Raw genomic sequence first — 18,947 nt, 5'->3', positions numbered from 1 at the left:
GGGTGGATACTTTTACTTGGCCAAAAACGGATACCTCGACCTGGCCACCAGTGGGTACTTTTTCATGGCCACGGACATTGCTGACACCCCGCGGCGCTCAGCGCATCCGAGTGTATGTTTCGGGCAGTTACGTATGGGGATGATACGTACGTAGGTAGTCGGTATGCGCAACCAGCTGCCGTGATGCTGTCGTGGATCGATGGAGGCCGAGCTGATGTTGAAACTTCGACTCATTCGCTGTCGCGGAGCACGGGATGCCTGTCAGGCTGCAGCCCGATGCGCGATCTAGCGGCAACCGATGTCTTGTACGTCGCCACCGATGTCGGGCTGTGGATGTCGCTGCCTGCTTTTGGTCCGGCGTTCGTGGTCGTAGCTGTCGTCTTCTACGTGGTTCGGCGGGACAGGCGTAAAAGCGCCGCCGCTGCCGACGGCACCGGAGAGACAGACAAGGAAAGGCACGATGCTGAGTGAGCGTCAGGGCGCCCCGTTTAGTCGTCATGTCTGTGGCGGTACTCGCCGCAGCACTGGTCGGCTGTGGATCCTCTAACGCCCCCTCCGAGACGGCCGCGCCCGAAGCGTCCTCCGGTGCTGCTCCCGGTTTACCCGCCGCGCCGGCACCTGCGCCGACCACGTCGTCCGCGCCGGCCGTTGACGGCACGGTCGTCGACATCAACATCGCGGGCGGAAAAGTCACGCCGACGAACGGCCAAGCGCAGGGCACAGTCGGCAAGCCGATTGTTCTGAAGGTCGACAGCGATGTCTCGGACTCACTGCATGTCCATTCAGTGCCTGAGCATACTTTTCAGGTCGAGCCTCGGCCGGACCAGCAGTTCGAGTTCACGGTTGACGTGCCGGGCCAGGTCGACATCGAGTTGCATGATCTCACTCGCACGGTCGCGACGATCCAAGTTCGGCCGTGACACCTGCGCGGACCGTGGATGTGCTGGCGCACGGCGTAGGCGGTTCCACTGACCTTCCGGTGCCGCTGTCGTTCGCGTTGATAGGCGCTGCGTGGGCGTTGACCGCGACTTTCGCTGTGGTCGCATTGGCTTGGAAGACACCACGTTTCGACCCGAACAAACCGGGACGCGACCTACCGACGTGGATTGCCCGCGCCGTGGACTCCGTGGGACTGCGATGGATGGTATCGCTGGCAGCGTTGCTCTTCGCGGTATGGGTGGTCGTCGCGGCGGTCTTCGGACCGGACGGTGGTGAGAACGCCCTACCGGGGGTGTTCTACGTGCTGCTCTGGGTCGGGCTGGTGGCGGTGTCGGTGGTCATCGGCCCGGTGTGGAGAGTCATCTCGCCGATGCGGACGGTATATCGGTTGCTTGGCATGATGCGTCGTGAGTCATCCGACCGGCCCACGTCGCGTGAGTATCCAAAGTCGTGGGGGTTCTGGCCGGCGGCGTTCGGTCTCTTTGCTTTCGTTTGGCTTGAATTGGCCAGCCCGGACCCCGGCTCGCTGACGGCGATCAAAGCATGGCTGCTCACGTACACGGTTCTAATGTTGCTGGGCGCTGGACTCTTCGGTTCGCGCTGGTTCGCCCGGGCCGACCCGTTCGAGGTCTACAGCATGGCCGTGTCGCGGCTCGCTCCATTTCGGCGCAGCCCCGTGACCGCCCGGATCACGGTGATCAACCCAATGGACCACCTGACGACCTTGCCAGTTCGTCCGGGCAGCGTAGCCGTCCTGGCGGTGTTGCTCGGCTCTACGGCCTTCGACAGCTTCTCGCAATCACCCGCGTTCCGTAATTTCGTCGATCGGTATGCGGCCTCGTTCCCAATGTTCGCCGAAGACTGGGCCGCCTCTCTACTTCGGACCGTCGGCTTGGTGGTGTTCGTGTCCGTTGTCGGCGTGACCTTCTGGGCTGCGGCGAGGGCAACCGGCGGGGTGGACCCGGACCGCCGCCGGCAACTACCCGGCGAACTGGCTCATTCGTTAATACCGATCGTCGTCGGTTACATCTTCGCCCACTACATCTCCTATTTGGTGGAGCGTGGCCAGGAGACGATCGTCCGGTTGGCCGATCCGTTAGGCCGCGGGTGGCACCTACTCGGGTTGGATTCGACCGACGTGGTGTACGTGCTGTCCCAGCACCCTTCGGTGCTGTGGACGATCAAGGTCTCGTGCGTGGTGATCGGCCACATCGTGGCTGTGATCGCCGCGCACGATCGAGCGCTGCGGCTACTTCCGAAACGGAATCAAATCAGCGGACAGCTCGCAATGATGCTCACCATGGTCGGATACACCTTCACCGGCCTGTATCTGTTGTTCGGGGGTTGACGACGATCGGCCGGGACACTGATGCGCTTCGGGTGAGGTGGTGGCGTTCAGTCTTGCCAGCCCGAAGCAAGATGACCGCGATCGCCATCAGACCGAAGAGCGCACCCCCCAATATATAAAGGGCTGGGCTTGCACCTTCGGGTTGTTGCCCGCTGTGGGTGTCGTCGTAGGAATGCTTGGTTGGAGTGGGGACGGCAGGGGTTTGCGAGGTTGTCGTCGACGCAGACTGCCCCGACGGTTCTGCAGCGACAGACGGCACAGCATTCGAGACCAGTCCTACCAGTATCGCGGCCAAAGCAAGCACGATCGCCTGCCGGGCGCGACGACGGAGTTGGCGCAGGCAAGGCGTTGCGGTCATCACCGCACGAAGTAGATCGTGGCGAACAGTGCAATCCAGACGATGTCCACGAAATGCCAGTAGTACGAGACGACGATGGCGGCCGTCGCCTGCGCCGGGGTGAACTTGCTCATTCGCGTGCGCATGAGCAAGAAGACGAAGGCGACCAGACCGCCTATGACGTGCAATCCGTGAAACCCGGTCGTCAGGTAGAAGACGGAGCCGTAGGCGCTGCTCGATAGGGTGGTTCCCTCATGCACCAGGTTGATGTACTCGTACCCTTGGCCCAGCACGAAGAAGAATCCCATGACGAAAGTGACGAGGTACCACCGGCGCAGACCGAAGACGTCGCCGCGTTCGGCGGCAAAGACACCCATCTGACATGTGAACGACGACGCGATGAGTACCAATGTCACCGGCACCGCGAGCGCGAGGTTCAGCTCGGTGGGAGGCGGGGGCCACTCGTCAGCTTGGGATCGAGCGGTGAAATACATCGCGAACAAGCCGGCAAAGAACATCAGCTCGCTGGACAACCACACGATGGTCCCGACGGAGACCATGTTGGGCCGATTCAGGGAATGAACCCGGGCCGTGATGGCGGTTCCACTGGTCATATCGTCCCTCAATGCAAGTCCCAGGCGATCTACGTAGACACTGCATACTAATGCACCCAGTAGGTTCTAGCCTCAGCGGTGTTGATGCGCTGATCGCGAGGGACTAAATGCACTCCGCCACAGCGTTTTTGCCCCGCAACGGTGGGTTGCAGACGGGTGAAGGCGGGTGTGGCCGACGTCTGCTGGCTGCCGCTTAGTTGGACTTTCGACGCCTTCGCTCGTAACCTTTTCGTGATCTACGTAGTTAGACCATAGATGTCCCTGCTGTGTGAGGATCTGTGTCTTGAGAGTGGACCCTGCCGCGATATGCCGATCGGCGGGTGCTCTCGTCGTGGCGATCGTGCTTATACTGACATTCGGCGTCTCGTTGGGCATTGGTAGGGCCGACCCCGCGGCCGATGCTTTGGCCCGCATGACGGAGCTGTCTCGGGAGGCTGAACGAACGTCGGAAGCCATCTACTCGGCCGAACTTGACCTTGAGGCGAAACTGGCGGCACAACGCCAAGCCGAGGGTCGCCAGCGCGCAGAGTCTGACGCTTTGACGGCTGCGCGGGCAGATTTGCGCGCATATCAGGACATCGTGGACCAGGTGGCGGCCGCGTCCTACATGGGAGGTCCGACGAGCGGCATCAGTGCCGCGCTGGCCGCAGACTCTCCGCAACGCCTGCTCGATGAGCTGTCGTTCAATCGCCTGATGGCTGCCCAAATGTCGGACCGCATCGCGGCCTATCGCGCTGCGTCAACACGTGCGGAGAGCGCCGCCCGCGCGGCCGAATCCTCGGCGCTCGATGCCCGGACGGCAGCAGAACAGGCTTCAGCGGTTCGTGCCGGTCTTCAGGCCGAGCAAAGTCGGCTGCGCACGCAGATCGCAGACGTCGAGGCTCAGTACCGCTCTTTGACTACGGATCAGCGCGCCGCGTTAGCGGACCCTGGTCCGGTGCCGCTCCCGCCGCCGCCTCCACCAGCCGGAGGCCCCGCGATCGTCGCGATGCCGGAGGCGGGACTGCCGCCGGTCGCACCGGGACCCTCCGGCTCGCCCGAAGGGGCGGCGGTTGTGCAGGCAGCGTTGAGCCGCGTCGGCTCTCCGTACTCTTGGGGTGCGACCGGACCGAACGCATTCGACTGCTCAGGACTCATCAAGTGGGCATTCCTGCAGAACGGCAAGTCGCTGCCACGGTCGAGTCAAGCCCTGGCCGCCGGTGGACAGCCCGTCGCCACGTCCGACGTTCAGCCCGGTGACATCGTCACCTTCTATTCAGACGCCTCACATGCGGGGATCTACATCGGAAACGGGAACATGGTGCACGCCTCGACGTACGGCACCCCGGTAAAGGTGGCGCCAATCTCGTCGGCTCCGATTTACAATGTTCGACGATATTAGCCAATTACCGTGGCGTTTCCCGCTTTCCATTGGTCCCAGGGGACGTTCCAGTCGCCGAGTCCGTCTGTTCCCGAGAGTGTCGGTCCGACCGTGTTGACGACCTCGACGATGTCGCCTCTTTTGGTGTTGTCGTAGAACCACTTCGCGTTCTCGGTGCTGGCGTTGAGGCAGCCGTGGCTGACGTTGGCGCGGCCTTGGCTGCCGACCGACCACGGAGCGGCGTGGACGTAGATTCCGCCATAGGACATTTGAGTCGCCCAGTTGACCTCGGTGCGGTATCCGTCTGGCGAGTTCACCGGAACGCCGTAGGTCGAGGAATCCATCACCAGGAACGAGTATCGATCGCCGATGACGTATTTCCCGTTGTCGGTCGGCGTCTTGTCTTTGCCCATGGAGATCGGCATGGTCTTGACGACATTGCCGTTGACACTGACGCTCAAAGTCTTGGTGGTGTCGTCGGCGGTGGCGATCACCTCGTCGCCGATCGTGAAGCGCGTGGCGACGTCGTCCTGACCAAACAGTCCTTGACCCAAATCCACTCCGTAGGTCTTCACCTGAACGTCGACCGACGTTCCTGGCTTCCAGTAGTCCGCCGGCCGCCATCGGACCTCGCGGTCGCTCAACCAGTAGAACGCACCCTCGACGGGGGGGTTTGTGGTCACGGTGATCGCCTGCTGAGCGGCGATTCGGTCTGGGATGGGCTCATCGAAGCGCACCGCGATGGGCTGCCCGACGCCGACGACTTCGCCATCGTTGGGAAGCACATACGGCATTGTGAGGTTCTGCGGCGAATGGGTTTCGAAGGTGGCGCTGGTGCGTGCCACCCCGCCGAGTCCGCGCGCTTCCGCGTTGAGCGTGTACTGCCGGTTATAGCCGAGCGGTTCTGCTGAACTCCACGTGACACCGTCGGGGCTCAGATGGCCCGCGACGACGCGGCCCTGCTCGTTCACCAATGTCACTTCCCCCAACACCCCGGCGTCCGCGGTAACGGTCACCGGCGATTCCACCGGAACCCCTATGGCGCCATCAGTCACAGACGCCTGCACCTTCGGCACGAGCAAATCGCCGAAGGGTGTGCCCTTGTCAACGATGGCCTGGGGTTGCTGCGGCGGCGTCGAGCCGCCACAGGCGCTCACGCCAAGGACAATGCTGGTAATGGCCAGCAGCGCCAACATCGTCCACCAGGGACCGTTGCGCCGATGGATGGCCGCGGAGTCAATCCGCCTCATTCGTGTTATCCCGTCATTCGCCCTGAACCAGTTTCGCTACCATCTTACGTAGTCTCTACGTAGAAGGCGTCTTGCGAACCGACCTTGAAGGTGCCCGTGCCGGTCATACCCATGCCTCGCTGAGTTCATGCGCTGACTTTGAGTCCTTGGAGGTAAGCCTGATGCACTTGCGGCGCCGCATCTCTTGGATCGGATCGACACTATTGCGCAGTGATCGGCAGGGTCTGGCGTTACGTACACGACGAACGTTTATCTCGGCGATTCGTCGCTGCATGTCTGCGAGCGTCAGTGCGGTGTTGCTCGGTTTCGCAGTGTCCGGCTGTTCGAGCGGCGACGACGCCGTCGCTCAGGGAGGCACGTTCGAATTCGTCTCGCCCGGTGGGCAGGTCGACATCTACTATGACCCGCCGCAGAACCGCGATCGACCCGGACTAATACGCGGACCTGACCTGATGGACCCAAACCGCACGGTGTCCGTCGATGACTTCGCGGGCCAGGTGGTGGTGATCAACGTGTGGGGTCAGTGGTGCGGCCCATGCCGAACGGAAATGCCGGAATTGCAGAGGGTGTACGACGCGACCCGAAACGCGGGAGTGGCCTTCATGGGCATCGACGTCCGCGATAACAACCGCCAAGCCGCGGTCGACTTCATCGTCGACCGCAAGGTCACCTTTCCGTCGATCTATGACCCCCCAATGCGTACGATGATCGCCCTGGGGGCCAGGTACCCCACCACCGTGATCCCATCCACCATCGTGTTGGACCGTGCACATCGCGTCGCCGCCGTGTTTCTGCGGGCGCTGCTCGCCGAAGACCTCGAACCCCTGGTTCGGCGCCTCGCAGCCGAGCCCGTCACCAACACCGAGTCACCAAGGTGAACGGCGACCGCGCCGCGACCTCCGCCAACCGCACGAGCCGGTCGACATCCGAGCTCCGCGTTCCACTTCTCTGTGGTGAGAATCCGTGATTGGTCAAGTGGTGCTTCCTACGTCACCACCGTCGATATTGACGATGCTGGACTGGTTGCCCCCACCGGTGCCATTACTTCCCGCGATAGCAGTCGGCTTGGCGGTGTGGTATCTGCTCGCCGTTCGGGTCGTCAGGTCGCGGGGTCACGAGTGGGCGTGGACGCGAACCGTGAGCTTTCTTGCAGGGTGCATCGCCTTGGCGGCGGTGACCGGGCTTGCCATCGACAGCTATGGCTACCGCTTGTTCAGTGCCTTCATGTTTCAGCACCTGACGCTGTCGATACTCGTGCCGCCACTGCTGGTGCTGGGCGCCCCCGGCCGACTGCTGCTGAGATCCACGCCCCATTGCGGCGCTGGGCGTTACGTCGTAATCGCTGCGTTGGGCGCGCTGCGATGCCGCGCGAGCCGCATCGTCTTGCATCCCGGTTTCACCATTCCGGTGTTCCTTCTCAGCTACTACGGCCTTTACTTGTCCGACCTATTCGACGCGGCGGCGGCCAGTGTCGCCGGCCACCTCGCCCTGCAGGTGTTCTTCCTTGTCAGCGGCCTGCTCTTCATCCTGCCAATCTTGTCGACCGGCCCGCTTCCCGTCCGGCAGAGCAACCTAGGCCGGTTCTTCGACATCTTCGTCGAAATGCCGCTCCACGTCTTTATCGGCGTGATCCTGATGATGGCACCCCGCACGTTGACCGAAACCTTCGCGCACCCGCCGCCAGATTGGAACGTCGACCCGGTCGCTGACCAGGCAGTCGCCGGCGCCTTGGCATGGTCCTACGGCGAGCCTGTCGCGCTGTTGACCACTTTGATCTTCGCCGTACGCTGGCGTCGCGATGAGGAGCTGGAGTCGGCGAAGAAAGAAGCCGACGTCGAGCGCGACGACGCAGAACTGGCCGCCTACAACGCATTTCTGCGCGGACTTCATCGACAGCCGCCACCCAGCGGACCGGAAGATGCGAACATGCACGACTGACCGGCCATGCGGGCGGATGCGTCGAAGCACATCCCGGGCTCGTGACGCGCTCTGGCTAGCCGGCATCTTGTCAGCGTCGCAACGCATCCATGAAAGAGATCTCGGCCTGCTGACTTTCGACGAGCGATCGCGCGATGGCCACCGCTTTTGGGTGTGACCCTGATTGAAGTTGGTCATGCGCGGCAGAGATCGTGAACCGGTGCTGCCTGATCATCAGTTCGAGATACACGTCCGCCGCGCGTGCTTCGGCCGCATCGGCTAAGCGGCGAAAGTCTATCTCGGAGGCGAGGGGATGTTCACCCGGTTGAGTGGGAAGGTTCGGAGTGCGCGCTGGGGGAGGGGAGCTGGGGGTCATCGGGGCGAAGCCCCAGTCCGCGAGGAGCGCCTGCAGCTCATCGGTTAGGCGAGAGCTGCTGGCGGTGATTCGGCCTGCGATGTCGACGATTTGGGGTGCCATGGCGTCATTGACGATGGCCATGTTGCTCAACGCGATGGCTTGTGCGTTGTGGTCGATGATGTCGCGTGCGAACATGACGTCGAATCGCGTATGTGGCTCTTCGGCGGTGAAGGCCGAGGCGCTCGAAGCATGTCCCTCCGAAACTCCCTCCGCAGCATCACATCCCGCGACCAAAATTGTCGTGAGGATCCCGAATACGGCGAGTGGCCAGCGCAATTGGCTGGCGGTACGACTCGTCAGTTCAAGCGCGCACACCGCGTCACCTCGCCTGCGTAATCATGGCCGTACGGCCCAGCAATCACAACGCGCAACATCACCAAACCTCGTATCGAAGGTAACCTGTGAAGCAATGGTCACATACGTAGTGACATAGTAGATTGGTGGCATGAAGAGCACGCTGGCCGTGTCCTGCTCTGGGCCGCGGTCGAGTTGGGACCCACAGCGCCAAGCGCCGCAGAGCGCACGCGTGGCTCGGCGATGGATTGCGGCTGCTCTGCTGTCGGCCCTGTTTTTGGCGATAGCGGCCTTGCTTATGGCAGACCCGGCCGCCGCTTCGGTGCTCGCATCTGTCTAGCCGCGAAGCACAGTGTGGGCCGTTATGGTCGCACGGATCTTTCAATGCTGTTGTGCACCACAATCAAGGTATCCAGAAGGACAGCAACGACCCTCGACGAACGGCTCACCCGGTCAAGCGAAACAGATCAACACACCCGACAGCGATAGTGCGACGATAGCCAACGGGGTCGCAGCCATCGCCGCGACCGCACCGCCTAGCGTCAGGTGGGTCTGGATTCGGGCAAACCTCCGGGGTGGATCCGAGAGGCGCTCAGCACGGGTGAGCACGGCAACACCCGCGGCGGCCAGACCGTGGGCCGGCGTGTTGACGCCGGAAAGCGTCAACAGGCCCGCCAGGAGGGGCTGACGACCATGTCGCCGCGCGGCGGCGTCATCGGCACACATCTCGAGTAGAGAACCGATGTGCGTGGCTGCGTCTGTGAACAGTCCGACCCTGGGTAGGGCGGCAGTCAGGCCGCGCATCGCGGCCACGACGTAGGCATGGTGCCCATCGAGGTGAGCACGTTCATGGGCCACGACGGCGGCCAGTTGCGCCTCGTCGAGTGCAGCGAGAGCACCCGTGGTTACGACGATTGCCGGTGGACGACCCGCTACGCAGTAAGCCGCTGGTTCGGATGCTTCGATGAACACAACGTCGCTACCAGCTGACTTACCGACCAGGCGCACCGCGTCGGCGTGTGCGAATGTATGTGTCCGCATGCGGCTCAGGGCACGGCCAATTCGAACGCAAACGGCTACAAGGCTCCCGACGGCGATGGCCACCGCGACCGTCGCAACGCCTCGCGCCGGCCACCCAGCGTGCCCGGCGAGAATCGCATAGAGGCGCTCCAAGCAAGACGCGAGGAGCGCGTCTGGGCTGTCCCAGTGTCCGGCCGCCTCGATGAGCAGCAGCGCTATGGCCCCAGTTGCGCTTCCGAGCACTGTGACGATAGCGGTCAACCAGGCCGCTATTGATAGGCGTGGAGCCCCACCATCGGCCGTGAGCCGGGCCAGCAGCGTCGGTCCAATCGATAGGATCGCCGCTACGTACAACAGCAGGGCCGCCGCGACGGTCATCGCGGACCGCGCTTACGGGCAAGGCGCCGCAGTGCAGCACGCAAGTCCGCTGATTCCTCCGCGTCGATCTGCGCCACGAAATGACTGAGGACCGCCTCCGATCGGCCTCCGCCGCTGAGCGCTTCGAGCATCAGACGGGCGCTGTGCTCTTCTCGCGTCAGGGTTGGCCGATAGCGGTACGCCTTGCCGTCGCGTACGCGCGACAGCCAACCCTTGCCGTGCAAGTTGTCCATCGTCGACATCACTGTGGTGTACGCGATGTGGCGTTCGGTGCTCAAATCGTCGAAGATCTCCCTGACTGTCGTGTCGGTTTCAGGATCTCGATCCCAAAGGCGATCCATGATCGCCGCCTCGAGTTCTCCGAAGCCACGCACCCGCGCCATGGTCAAACCTCCTGGATTAGTCAGTAGGTAGCTTACGGGGTGAACGCGATTTGGCACTGAGGTGCGGGGTATGTGAGAACGGGCCAAGCGGCATTCTTTTTGGAGAGCCCGAACAGCCACTCTTACCGGTTGGGCACTCCGCGCTCCTGCAACCACGCCATCGGGTCAATCTTGTCTGATCCGTTGCGGTGGACCTCGAAGTGCAGATGCGGACCTGTCGAGTTGCCACGGTTGCCCATGGTGGCAATTTGATCGCCGGCCATTACACGATCGCCTTCTTGAACAATGGTGGTGTCGATGTGACCGTAGAGCGTGACCGTGCCGTCTGAGGCGCGGATCTTGACCCACATGCCGTAACCGGGTGTCGGCCCGGAGGCGACCACCTCGCCGTCGGTTGCGGCATAGATCGGTGTGCCGATGGCGTTGGCGATGTCGAGTCCCGCGTGCAGGGTGCCCCATCGTGTTCCGAATCCCGAAGTCAAAATGCCACGGGCCGGGAAGACGAACTGCGGGCGTCGCATTCGCGCCTCTCGCTGGGCACGCTCTTGGGCGAATGCCGCTCCGCGAACCAGTTCTTCTTGGTGGACTGCGGAGTCGAAACTGTTGGCTACTTGGACGATCTGCACTCCCCCCGCGTCCGGTACGGAATCGCCTTGCGCTGTTGTGGCGTCCGCGATCAAAGTCGGGTTGGCCGGAACTTCCGACGCTTCCACCATCGCATTCGCCCCAGCGGCTATGGCCCCAGCAGCAACACCTGCAACGACGAGCCGGCCGTGCACTGACCCAGCGCCCTCAGGCCTTTTCCGATGTGTCGCGGGTATCCGACGGTGCGCACCGGCCGACGTTGCACGTTGGCGAGTTTCTTGAACGGGCACGCGTGTGGGACCAGAGGCGGCGGGGCGAGAAGATCGCGATGTATGTGTAGCCGAGACCGGGGCAAGTAGAAGTAGTGGCCATTCTTCGGCTAGGTCATTGAGATCGTCGAGTTCAGGTGCGGTCAGTACCTCGACGTCGGTAGCGAAAGGGCCGCGATCCACCCTCGAATCCGATGCCGGGCCGAACTCATTGACAGGGATGATCTCAGTGACTGCGGCGTCCCACAGATGTTTCTGTGGCGTAGTTGACCGCGCGGTCAGGCGGTGAGCCACCAATTCGAGACGTTCCTTACCGTTACCGGTTCGTTATCAGGTTGGCGAGACGCTAACCGAACACCCCGCGATTCGGCAAGCCCATGATCGCCGTTTATCGTGCGTGTGCGCCATCCGGCCAAGTGCACGCCGCAACTGCAGGGCGTATTTACCAGGCAATTCTTCGAGCAGCCATGACTACTAGATGGTTCCGTACGTAGTTAAGCACTATCTGGCAAACGAAACGGTCGAGCCCTCGTGGTCGGGCGGGGTGGCCGGAGCGGGTGCGAGTACTCGGCACCCGCCCCAGCGGGACACCCGCCTTTCCGGGTGATGCGGCCTACCGGTAGTCGGAGTGTTCAACTACACCGATTAGTACTAGATTGCTCAGTAGACAATCTACTGAGTAGATCAGTAGATCAGTAGATCAGAAGATCGCACATCGCAGGGTCGAACTAGTGGCGGGAGAATTTCGTTGGTCGCCGAAGCGCCGCCTGTCGGAGAACTCGAGGCACGCCGTCCCTTCCCTGCCCGCGTGGGGCCCAAAGGCAACTTGATCTACAAGCTGGTGACGACCACTGATCACAAGCTGATCGGCATGATGTACGTGGTCACGTGCTTCGTGTTCTTTTTCGCTGGCGGGTTGATGGCGTTGTTCATCCGGACCGAGCTGGCGATACCGGGGCTGCAGTTCCTCAGCAACGAGCAGTACAACCAGCTGTTCACCATGCATGGCACGGTGATGTTGCTGTTCTACGCGACGCCGATCGTGTTCGGGTTCGCCAATCTGGTTTTGCCGCTGCAGATCGGTGCGCCGGACGTCGCGTTCCCGCGGCTCAATGCATTCTCGTTCTGGTTGTTCTTGTTCGGTGCGCTGATCGCGATGGGCGGCTTCATCACGCCGGGCGGCGCCGCTGATTTCGGTTGGACCGCCTACACGCCCTTGTCGAATGCCATCAGTAGTCCGGGCGCCGGCGCGGATTTGTGGATCATGGGCCTTATCGTCGGCGGGTTGGGCACGATCCTGGGCGCGGTCAACATGATCACCACGGTGGTCTGCATGCGCGCGCCCGGTATGACGATGTTTCGGATGCCGATCTTCACCTGGAACATTCTGGTGACGTCGATCCTGGTGCTGGTCGCGTTTCCGATCTTGACGGCCGCACTCTTCGCGTTGGCGGCCGACCGCCATCTCGGCGCCCACGTTTATGACCCCGCCAACGGCGGAGTGTTGTTGTGGCAGCACTTGTTTTGGTTTTTCGGCCACCCCGAGGTGTACATCATCGCGCTGCCGTTCTTCGGCATTGTGTCCGAGATTTTCCCTGTCTTCAGCCGTAAACCGATCTTCGGTTACACCACGCTGATCTACGCGACGCTCTCGATCGCCGCTCTGTCGGTGGCGGTCTGGGCGCACCACATGTACGCAACGGGAGCCGTTCTATTGCCGTTCTTTTCGTTCATGACGTTCCTCATCGCGGTGCCAACCGGTATCAAGTTCTTCAACTGGATAGGCACGATGTGGAAGGGGCAGTTGACATTCGAAACACCGATGCTGTTCTCGGTGGGCTTCCTGGTCACCTTCCTCCTGGGCGGTCTGTCGGGTGTGCTGCTGGCCAGTCCGCCGCTGGACTTCCAGGTCACGGACTCCTACTTCGTGGTGGCGCACTTTCACTACGTGCTTTTCGGCACGATTGTGTTTGCGACGTACGCGGGCATTTACTTTTGGTTCCCGAAGATGACCGGGCGTCTGCTGGATGAGCGGGTGGGCAAGCTGCACTTCTGGTTGACGTTCATCGGCTTCCACACGACCTTCCTGGTGCAGCACTGGCTCGGTAACGAAGGCATGCCGCGCCGCTACGCCGACTACCTACCGTCCGACGGCTTCACCACTCTGAATGTCGTCTCCACGATCGGTGCGTTCATCTTGGGTATATCGACGCTTCCGTTCGTGTGGAACGTGTTCAAGAGTTGGCGTTACGGCGAGCCGGTCACTGTCGACGATCCGTGGGGCTACGGCAACTCACTGGAATGGGCCACAAGTTGTCCGCCGCCGCGGCACAACTTCACCGAGCTGCCGCGTATCCGTTCGGAACGACCGGCTTTCGAGCTGCACTATCCGCATATGGTCGACCGCATGCGCGCCGAGGCGCACGTCGGGCGCGCCCATGGGCCAGACGACGGGGACGTGACGCGGCTTGACGATGAACATGTCCGTACCTGATTGAGCGCGGTCGGGCCGGGGCAGGGCGTCGGGCGACGCACTTCATCCGCACCGAACGATCAAACGTAGGTATTGACTCAGTACATGCATACATGCGTATAGTCGCATGTATGACACGTCGCGACGAGTGCGATATGAACCGCGATGCTGATCGTCTCCGGGCGAACGAGACATTGGCGCTTGACCTGGCGGACCTCTTGCCAGGCCGTGACGATCGCTGCGCGGACCGTCTGACGCGCGATTTGGCAGCTAGTCCGCTGATTGACGAAGTTCACGTCGTCGACGGCGGGACGCTCACGCCGCGCCTGTGCGTGCACTACGACGCTGCCGCGGCGACGGCAGTTGATGTGCAACGACGCGCTTGGCAGGTCGCCGAAACCATCAGTTCGCATTACGGCCATCTGCGCTGGTTGCTGACCGGAACCGCCGAGGATGACGAATCGACGAGGACGGCACTGGTCGGCAGGTTAACCAGCATGCCCGGCGTCGTCGCCGCAACCGCTACGACGACCTCACTCGAAGTGGAGTTCGAACGATCTTCGGTCACGGCCCAGGAATTGGTAGACGTGATCGCCGCCGTCGCCGGGCCAGACACGACACCTGCGACTGTCGCCGAGACGGACCATGCAGTGGACCACGGTGTAAAAGAAGGGGAGCACACCGGGCACCAGCATGAGCACGGCGGAATCTTTGGCGAGCGCACCGAGCTGATCTTCGCGGGCCTGGCGGGGACGCTTCTCCTGGTGGGTTGGTTGCTAGCGACCTTCGCCGACACACCGCGTTCCGCGGAGTTGGTGGTCTACTCCCTGGCCTTTTTCTTCGGTGCGTTCTTCACCGTGCAGGAAGCCTTCGCCAGCGTCCGTCAGGGTCGGTTCGAGATCGACTTCCTGATGCTGGTGTCGGCCGCCGGTGCGGCGGCGCTCGGTGAAGTCGCCGAAGGCGCGCTTCTGCTGTTCTTGTTCAGCGTCGGCCACGCGCTGGAGGGCTATGCGATGGGGCGAGCCCGCCGGGCGATCGAAGCGCTCGCCGAGCTCGCTCCGAAGACGGCACTGGTCCGGCGCGGCGGCACGGGCGACACTGTGGAAGTGCCGGTGGGCGACCTGCGCATCGGGGATATCGTCGTCGTGCGACCCAACATGCGGCTTGCTGCCGACGGCTTCGTCGTGGCTGGCGCCACTAGCGTTGATCAGGCCCCCGTGACCGGGGAAAGCGTTCCCGTCGATAAGTATCCGGTTCCGGATGTGGCGGCAGCCGCGGCGTCGCCCGACCTCATTGACGCGGCATCGCGGGTGTTCGCCGGGACGATTAACGGTGCCGGCGCCATCGAGATCCAGGTGACTCGGCTCGCCAATGACTCCACTCTGGCCCGAGTCGTCCGGTTGGTGGCCGAGGCGCAAACCAAGACGACATCCACCCAGCGGTTCACCGACCGGTTTCAGCGGATTTTCGTGCCGACGATCCTCATCGGAGTCGTCCTGCTGCTGTTCGCAGGTTTCGTGGTCGATGAACCGTTCACTGCCACCGTGTATCGCGCACTCGCCGTGCTGGTGGCTGCCAGTCCGTGTGCGCTGGCGATCGCCACGCCCAGTGCGGTTTTGTCGGCGGTGGCGCGAGCGGCCAGAGCCGGAATCCTGATGAAAGGCGGAGCCGCGCTCGAAGAGTTGGGCCGGGTGGATGTGCTGGCTTTCGACAAGACCGGCACCCTCACCGAGGGCAGGCCCAGGATCGCCGACGTCGTTGCCAGCACGGACAGCGATGAGGTGGAGCTTCTTACTGTCGCCGTCGCCGTTGAGGAGCAGAGCGATCATCCGCTGGCCCGTGCCATCGTCCGCGACGGCCGCGAGCGCCTCGCTGGGGCGACGGTACCCCGCGCGACGGACGTTCGAGCTCTCACAGGCCGCGGCATCGTGGCGTCCGTCGAAGGGGTCGACGTCCGCATCGGCAAGACCGAAATGTTCACCGGCGCCAACGAGCGACCGCCAGCCTATTTGGCCGGCGAGGTGGAGCGCCTCGAACAGGCCGGGCGCACCACGATGCTCGTCCGCGCAGGCGAGCGTTGGCTGGGTGCGATCGGACTGATGGACGTTCCTCGCGCAGAAGCGTCGGCGGTCATCGCCCGTCTCGCCGAGATCGGGGTTTCAAAGACCGTGATGCTGTCCGGAGACAACCAGCGGGTGGCCGACGCCGTCGCCGACGAAGTCGGTGTTGCCTACGCCCGCGGCGACCTGATGCCCGAGGACAAGGTGGCTGAGATCGCTGCTCTGCGTGAGCGTTACGGACGCGTGGGCATGGTGGGAGACGGCGTCAACGACGCGCCCGCAATGGCGGCCGCAAGCGTAGGCATCGCGATGGGTGCGGCCGGTTCCGACGTTGCCTTGGAAACCGCTGACGTCGCGCTGATGGCCGACGATCTGCGAGCGTTGCCGTTCGCCGTGAGCCTGAGTCGCCGCTCCTCACGGATCATCAAGCAGAATCTGTGGGCGAGTCTCGGCATCGTCGCGCTTCTCATTCCAGCGACGATCCTCGGATTGGGCATCGGTCCCGCCGTGCTCATTCACGAGGGCTCGACACTGATCGTGGTCGCCAATGCACTTCGGCTCTTAGGGATGCGGATGGAACCCGTGAGAGCCCGAGCGGGGGACCGGTCGCCATCACCGAGTCCCCCAGAACCGAGCGTTACGGCGGACGCGAGGCTCGGACAGGATCCGTGATGATGTTGAGTGCAGCAGCGAACTTCGAGCACGCCGATGTCGAAGCAGCCGTCGTCTTCGTCGACATGTCTGGCTTCACCGCGTTCACCGAAACCCACGGCGATCACATCGCTGCACAGCTGGCAGAAACATTCGCCGCCTCAGCCACACGGGTTCTCGGTCCCGCCGACGAGGTCATCAAGACAATCGGCGATGCGGTGCTGGTGGTGTGTGAGAACCCGGCTACGGCAGTGACTTTCCTCCGAAGACTCACCGCCGAGATCAGTCGCGTCCAAGGCTTTCCGATGTTGCGGGCAGGCATCGCCGCTGGCCCCGTGGTGAAGCGGAACGGAGACGTCTTCGGTTCGACAGTCAACACCGCGGCGAGGCTCGCTACCGCCGCGCAGGCCGGACAGATCGTCGTCAACGACGGTGTCGCATTAGCGCTTTCGGCAGCGGATCTCGCTGCGATGACCGCGTTGGGATCGCTGGCGCTGCGCAACGTCGGATCGCCTATCGACGCATTCGCCCTCGACATTGGTACTCATCACCAAGAGCATGTGGATCCGGTCTGCCGGATGCACGTCGCGGAGGGCGCCCCAGAATTGACGATCGCACATTCGGGCACGTCGTACCGGTTCTGTTCAACGGCCTGTATGCAGCAGTTCGCCCAGCCCATCGTCCGCGACAACGCCTCGCCTCCTGATAACGAGGGGGCGTGGCCGTCGACTCGCTGAGGCGAGAAGACCCGTCACGGGACAGCTAGATTTGCCAGTCCTGCGCACCATCGTTCTCGTCGTAGACACCGACGGAGTTCTTGACCACGACCGGGTCGCCGCTGCCAAACGTGTCGTAGAACCATTGGGCGTTGGCCGGACTGAGGTTGGGGCAGCCGTGGCTGACGTTGCGTTTGCCTTGGTCCGCCACCGACCAGGGTGCGCCGTGAACGAAGATGCCCGCGTTGTTGATGCGCACCGCATCTTTGACTTTGAGCTTGTAGCCCTCGGCGGAATCGATGGGCACGCCGTAGGTCGAGGAGTCCATCACCATGTCGGCGAACTTCTCGAGCACATAGTAGGTGCCGTTGGGCGTGTCATAGCCCGGCTTCCCTAGAGACACCGGAATTGTCTTCTCGAGTACACCGTTTCGCATCACCTCCATCTGAAGGGTCGCGTTGTCGATGGTCGCCACCAACGAATCACCGGTGCGAAAGCTCGACTTCGTGCCTCCCGCGTCAATCGTGACAGTGGTGTTGGCGGGCCAGAAGTCGATCGGGCGCCACCTGAGCTGGGTAGCGCTCATCCAGTAGAACTTCCCGGGAACCGGCGGGTTGGAGGAGACGTGGACTGCCTGCTCGGCCATAGGCCGATCGGCGATTGGCCGCTGAAAGTTGATGATGATGGGTTTGGCCACGCCGACCGTCGCGCCGTTCACCGGATTGAACGAAGGAGGCGCGAAGACCGGCGGGCCGAGGTACGGCTCGGGATTCTGGCCTGCGGGCGGGTTTGCCGCAGCTGCCGACAGCGGAGCGGGGACGGGAGCGAACGGGTTCGGTGCTGTGGGCGCGGGAATCGCCAGCGGGTCGCCAGGCGCCGGCGCAGGTATAGGCGGCTGAGCGGAGGCCGACGTCCCAGTAAGCAGCGTCATCGCCGCTAAGGCCGATACCATTATCGCTGCGACTGGCCTGAGCGGCGGACACCGCATATGACTGCTCCTATTCAACGCCCCCCAGCTTGCTACGTAGCTACATAGTAGATGATGCTGCAGTCGGTACTGGAGCATCACTGCTGACCTACGTAGTAGATGTCCACCGTTGAGGACAGGTGAAGGTGAAGAGTTTGGAAACCCGTGTCTAGTTTCACGGAGATCGCCACGTCGGGACACGTGCTGCTGGCCGTGTTGGTCTCGGTCTTGGCTGGGCTGGTGTCATTCGCATCGCCGTGCGTTGTTCCGCTCGTACCTGGATACCTGTCCTATCTGGCGGCCATTGTTGGCGTCGACGACGAGGCACGTGCCCAGCCGCACATCATTGCGCGCTTACGGGTGGCCGGCGCCGCGGGATTGTTCGTCGCCGGCTTCACGGCGGTGTTCCTGATGGGCACGGTCGCGATCCTCGGGCTGACGTCAACCGTCATCAGCAACGGATTGTTGTTGCAACGGGTGGGTGGCGTCATCACGATCGTGATGGGTCTGGTGTTCATGGGTGTCATCCCTGCACTGCAGCGCGAAGCACGCCTCGCGCCCAAGACGCTGTCAACGGTCGCGGGTGCGCCGCTGCTTGGGGCGGTCTTTGGGCTCGGCTGGACCCCCTGCTTGGGTCCGACGCTGACGGGTGTCATCGCAGTGGCCTCTGCGACTGAAGGGTCGAATGTCGTGCGTGGCGTCTTGCTCGTCGTTGCCTACTGTCTTGGGCTGGGTGTTCCCTTCGTACTGTTGGCAGTCGCATCTGGTCGCGCAGTTGGGGCGCTGGGATGGCTCCGTCGAAACACGCGGCGAATACAGATTTTCGGCGGCGTGCTCCTCGTCGTCGTCGGCATTGCCTTAGTGACCGGATTGTGGAATGAGGTGGTGACGTGGGTGCGCGATGTCTTCGTCAGCAACACCACACTTCCGATATGACGGTGCGTGAGCGGCCTCCTGCGCTGACGGAG

Annotated in this window: 17 protein-coding genes; 10 read left to right on the top strand and 7 right to left on the bottom strand. The window is 62.8% G+C overall.

The annotated features are described in order from the left end of the window. Nucleotides 1–276 precede the first annotated feature (276 nt). From AU194_RS07275 to AU194_RS07265, 3 genes are read left to right on the top strand one after another with little or no spacing between them, the layout of a single operon-like run. Complete coding sequence (locus AU194_RS07275; RefSeq protein ID WP_059088552.1) at nucleotides 277–471, top strand: hypothetical protein; 195 nt, start codon at nucleotides 277–279, stop codon at nucleotides 469–471. 26 nt (nucleotides 472–497) lie between these two features. After that, entirely contained in the window at nucleotides 498–920 is a 423-nt protein-coding gene (locus AU194_RS07270; protein WP_059088551.1) for a hypothetical protein, read from the top strand. Then, nucleotides 917–2,287 carry a hypothetical protein gene (locus AU194_RS07265; RefSeq protein ID WP_059088550.1) on the top strand — a complete coding sequence of 457 codons (1,371 nt, stop codon included), beginning with the start codon at nucleotides 917–919 and terminating at the stop codon, nucleotides 2,285–2,287. Before AU194_RS07270 ends, AU194_RS07265 begins: the two co-directional genes overlap by 4 nt. A gap of 357 nt (nucleotides 2,288–2,644) precedes the next feature. Here AU194_RS07265 and AU194_RS07260 read toward each other — a convergent pair whose 3' ends face one another. Beyond that, entirely contained in the window at nucleotides 2,645–3,238 is a 594-nt protein-coding gene (locus tag AU194_RS07260) for a heme-copper oxidase subunit III (RefSeq protein WP_059088549.1), read from the bottom strand. A 331-nt stretch (nucleotides 3,239–3,569) separates the two neighbouring features. Here AU194_RS07260 and ripC point away from each other — a divergent pair, with 331 nt between their 5' ends. Continuing rightward, complete coding sequence (ripC, locus tag AU194_RS07255; RefSeq protein WP_059088548.1) at nucleotides 3,570–4,619, top strand: peptidoglycan hydrolase RipC; 1,050 nt, start codon at nucleotides 3,570–3,572, stop codon at nucleotides 4,617–4,619. Here the strand turns inward: ripC and AU194_RS07250 are convergent. After that, on the bottom strand, nucleotides 4,616–5,848 hold the full coding sequence (locus AU194_RS07250) for an Ig-like domain-containing protein (protein ID WP_059088547.1): 1,233 nt from the start codon (nucleotides 5,846–5,848) through the stop codon (nucleotides 4,616–4,618). The genes ripC and AU194_RS07250 overlap by 4 nt on opposite strands. Nucleotides 5,849–6,120: 272 nt before the next feature. Here AU194_RS07250 and AU194_RS07245 point away from each other — a divergent pair, with 272 nt between their 5' ends. Then, nucleotides 6,121–6,726 (top strand): TlpA disulfide reductase family protein, encoded by a 606-nt coding sequence (locus AU194_RS07245; protein WP_231743213.1) that lies wholly within the window; start codon nucleotides 6,121–6,123, stop codon nucleotides 6,724–6,726. A 133-nt stretch (nucleotides 6,727–6,859) separates the two neighbouring features. Next, a complete protein-coding gene (locus AU194_RS07240; RefSeq protein WP_231743219.1) occupies nucleotides 6,860–7,786 on the top strand; it encodes a cytochrome c oxidase assembly protein in 927 nt (308 codons plus the stop codon). A 70-nt stretch (nucleotides 7,787–7,856) separates the two neighbouring features. Here the strand turns inward: AU194_RS07240 and AU194_RS07235 are convergent, their stop codons facing one another. The 4 genes from AU194_RS07235 to AU194_RS32960 all read right to left on the bottom strand — a co-directional run bounded on the left by AU194_RS07235 (nucleotide 7,857) and on the right by AU194_RS32960 (nucleotide 10,974). Beyond that, nucleotides 7,857–8,498: a DUF305 domain-containing protein gene (locus AU194_RS07235; protein WP_231743212.1), complete on the bottom strand. Its 642-nt coding sequence runs from the start codon at nucleotides 8,496–8,498 to the stop codon at nucleotides 7,857–7,859. A 432-nt stretch (nucleotides 8,499–8,930) separates the two neighbouring features. Continuing rightward, nucleotides 8,931–9,875, bottom strand: coding sequence for a M56 family metallopeptidase (locus AU194_RS07230; protein WP_059088544.1), 945 nt, complete (start codon nucleotides 9,873–9,875; stop codon nucleotides 8,931–8,933). Beyond that, a complete protein-coding gene (locus AU194_RS07225) occupies nucleotides 9,872–10,258 on the bottom strand; it encodes a BlaI/MecI/CopY family transcriptional regulator (RefSeq protein ID WP_059088543.1) in 387 nt (128 codons plus the stop codon). The genes AU194_RS07230 and AU194_RS07225 overlap by 4 nt, the downstream gene beginning before the upstream one ends. A gap of 122 nt (nucleotides 10,259–10,380) precedes the next feature. Continuing rightward, nucleotides 10,381–10,974, bottom strand: a complete 594-nt coding sequence (locus AU194_RS32960) for a M23 family metallopeptidase (protein WP_369804052.1) — start codon at nucleotides 10,972–10,974, stop codon at nucleotides 10,381–10,383. 886 nt (nucleotides 10,975–11,860) lie between these two features. Here AU194_RS32960 and ctaD point away from each other — a divergent pair. From ctaD to AU194_RS07205, 3 genes are all read left to right on the top strand, one after another. Beyond that, complete coding sequence (gene ctaD, locus AU194_RS07215) at nucleotides 11,861–13,606, top strand: cytochrome c oxidase subunit I (protein ID WP_059088542.1); 1,746 nt, start codon at nucleotides 11,861–11,863, stop codon at nucleotides 13,604–13,606. 110 nt (nucleotides 13,607–13,716) lie between these two features. Continuing rightward, on the top strand, nucleotides 13,717–16,317 hold the full coding sequence (locus tag AU194_RS07210; RefSeq protein ID WP_231743211.1) for a heavy metal translocating P-type ATPase: 2,601 nt from the start codon (nucleotides 13,717–13,719) through the stop codon (nucleotides 16,315–16,317). Then, the gene (locus AU194_RS07205) at nucleotides 16,317–17,033 is read left to right on the top strand and encodes an adenylate/guanylate cyclase domain-containing protein (RefSeq protein ID WP_059088541.1); all 717 of its coding nucleotides are present in this window, start codon (nucleotides 16,317–16,319) and stop codon (nucleotides 17,031–17,033) included. Before AU194_RS07210 ends, AU194_RS07205 begins: the two co-directional genes overlap by 1 nt. 25 nt (nucleotides 17,034–17,058) lie before the next feature. Here AU194_RS07205 and AU194_RS07200 read toward each other — a convergent pair whose 3' ends face one another. Next, nucleotides 17,059–18,000: an Ig-like domain-containing protein gene (locus AU194_RS07200; RefSeq protein WP_059088540.1), complete on the bottom strand. Its 942-nt coding sequence runs from the start codon at nucleotides 17,998–18,000 to the stop codon at nucleotides 17,059–17,061. A 144-nt stretch (nucleotides 18,001–18,144) separates the two neighbouring features. On the opposite strand from AU194_RS07200, the gene AU194_RS07195 reads away from it, so the two are divergent. Next, the gene (locus AU194_RS07195; RefSeq protein ID WP_059088539.1) at nucleotides 18,145–18,915 is read left to right on the top strand and encodes a cytochrome c biogenesis CcdA family protein; all 771 of its coding nucleotides are present in this window, start codon (nucleotides 18,145–18,147) and stop codon (nucleotides 18,913–18,915) included. Nucleotides 18,916–18,947 lie beyond the last annotated feature (32 nt).

The sequence above is a fragment of the Mycobacterium sp. GA-2829 genome, assembly GCF_001499965.1.
Classification (GTDB): domain Bacteria; phylum Actinomycetota; class Actinomycetes; order Mycobacteriales; family Mycobacteriaceae; genus Mycobacterium.
This window is presented reverse-complemented; position numbering and strand designations above follow the sequence as displayed.

Coding starts and splice junctions, on each gene's coding strand:
- AU194_RS07225 (WP_059088543.1), bottom strand. CDS start 10,258: ATGGCGCGGGTGCGTGGCTTCGGAGAACTCGAGGCGGCGATCATGGAT.
- AU194_RS07275 (WP_059088552.1), top strand. CDS start 277: ATGCGCGATCTAGCGGCAACCGATGTCTTGTACGTCGCCACCGATGTC.
- AU194_RS07230 (WP_059088544.1), bottom strand. CDS start 9,875: ATGACCGTCGCGGCGGCCCTGCTGTTGTACGTAGCGGCGATCCTATCG.
- AU194_RS07245 (WP_231743213.1), top strand. CDS start 6,121: ATGTCTGCGAGCGTCAGTGCGGTGTTGCTCGGTTTCGCAGTGTCCGGC.
- AU194_RS07200 (WP_059088540.1), bottom strand. CDS start 18,000: ATGCGGTGTCCGCCGCTCAGGCCAGTCGCAGCGATAATGGTATCGGCC.
- AU194_RS07260 (WP_059088549.1), bottom strand. CDS start 3,238: ATGACCAGTGGAACCGCCATCACGGCCCGGGTTCATTCCCTGAATCGG.
- AU194_RS07240 (WP_231743219.1), top strand. CDS start 6,860: ATGCTGGACTGGTTGCCCCCACCGGTGCCATTACTTCCCGCGATAGCA.
- AU194_RS07205 (WP_059088541.1), top strand. CDS start 16,317: ATGATGTTGAGTGCAGCAGCGAACTTCGAGCACGCCGATGTCGAAGCA.
- AU194_RS32960 (WP_369804052.1), bottom strand. CDS start 10,974: ATGGTGGAAGCGTCGGAAGTTCCGGCCAACCCGACTTTGATCGCGGAC.
- AU194_RS07250 (WP_059088547.1), bottom strand. CDS start 5,848: ATGAGGCGGATTGACTCCGCGGCCATCCATCGGCGCAACGGTCCCTGG.
- AU194_RS07270 (WP_059088551.1), top strand. CDS start 498: ATGTCTGTGGCGGTACTCGCCGCAGCACTGGTCGGCTGTGGATCCTCT.
- AU194_RS07210 (WP_231743211.1), top strand. CDS start 13,717: ATGACACGTCGCGACGAGTGCGATATGAACCGCGATGCTGATCGTCTC.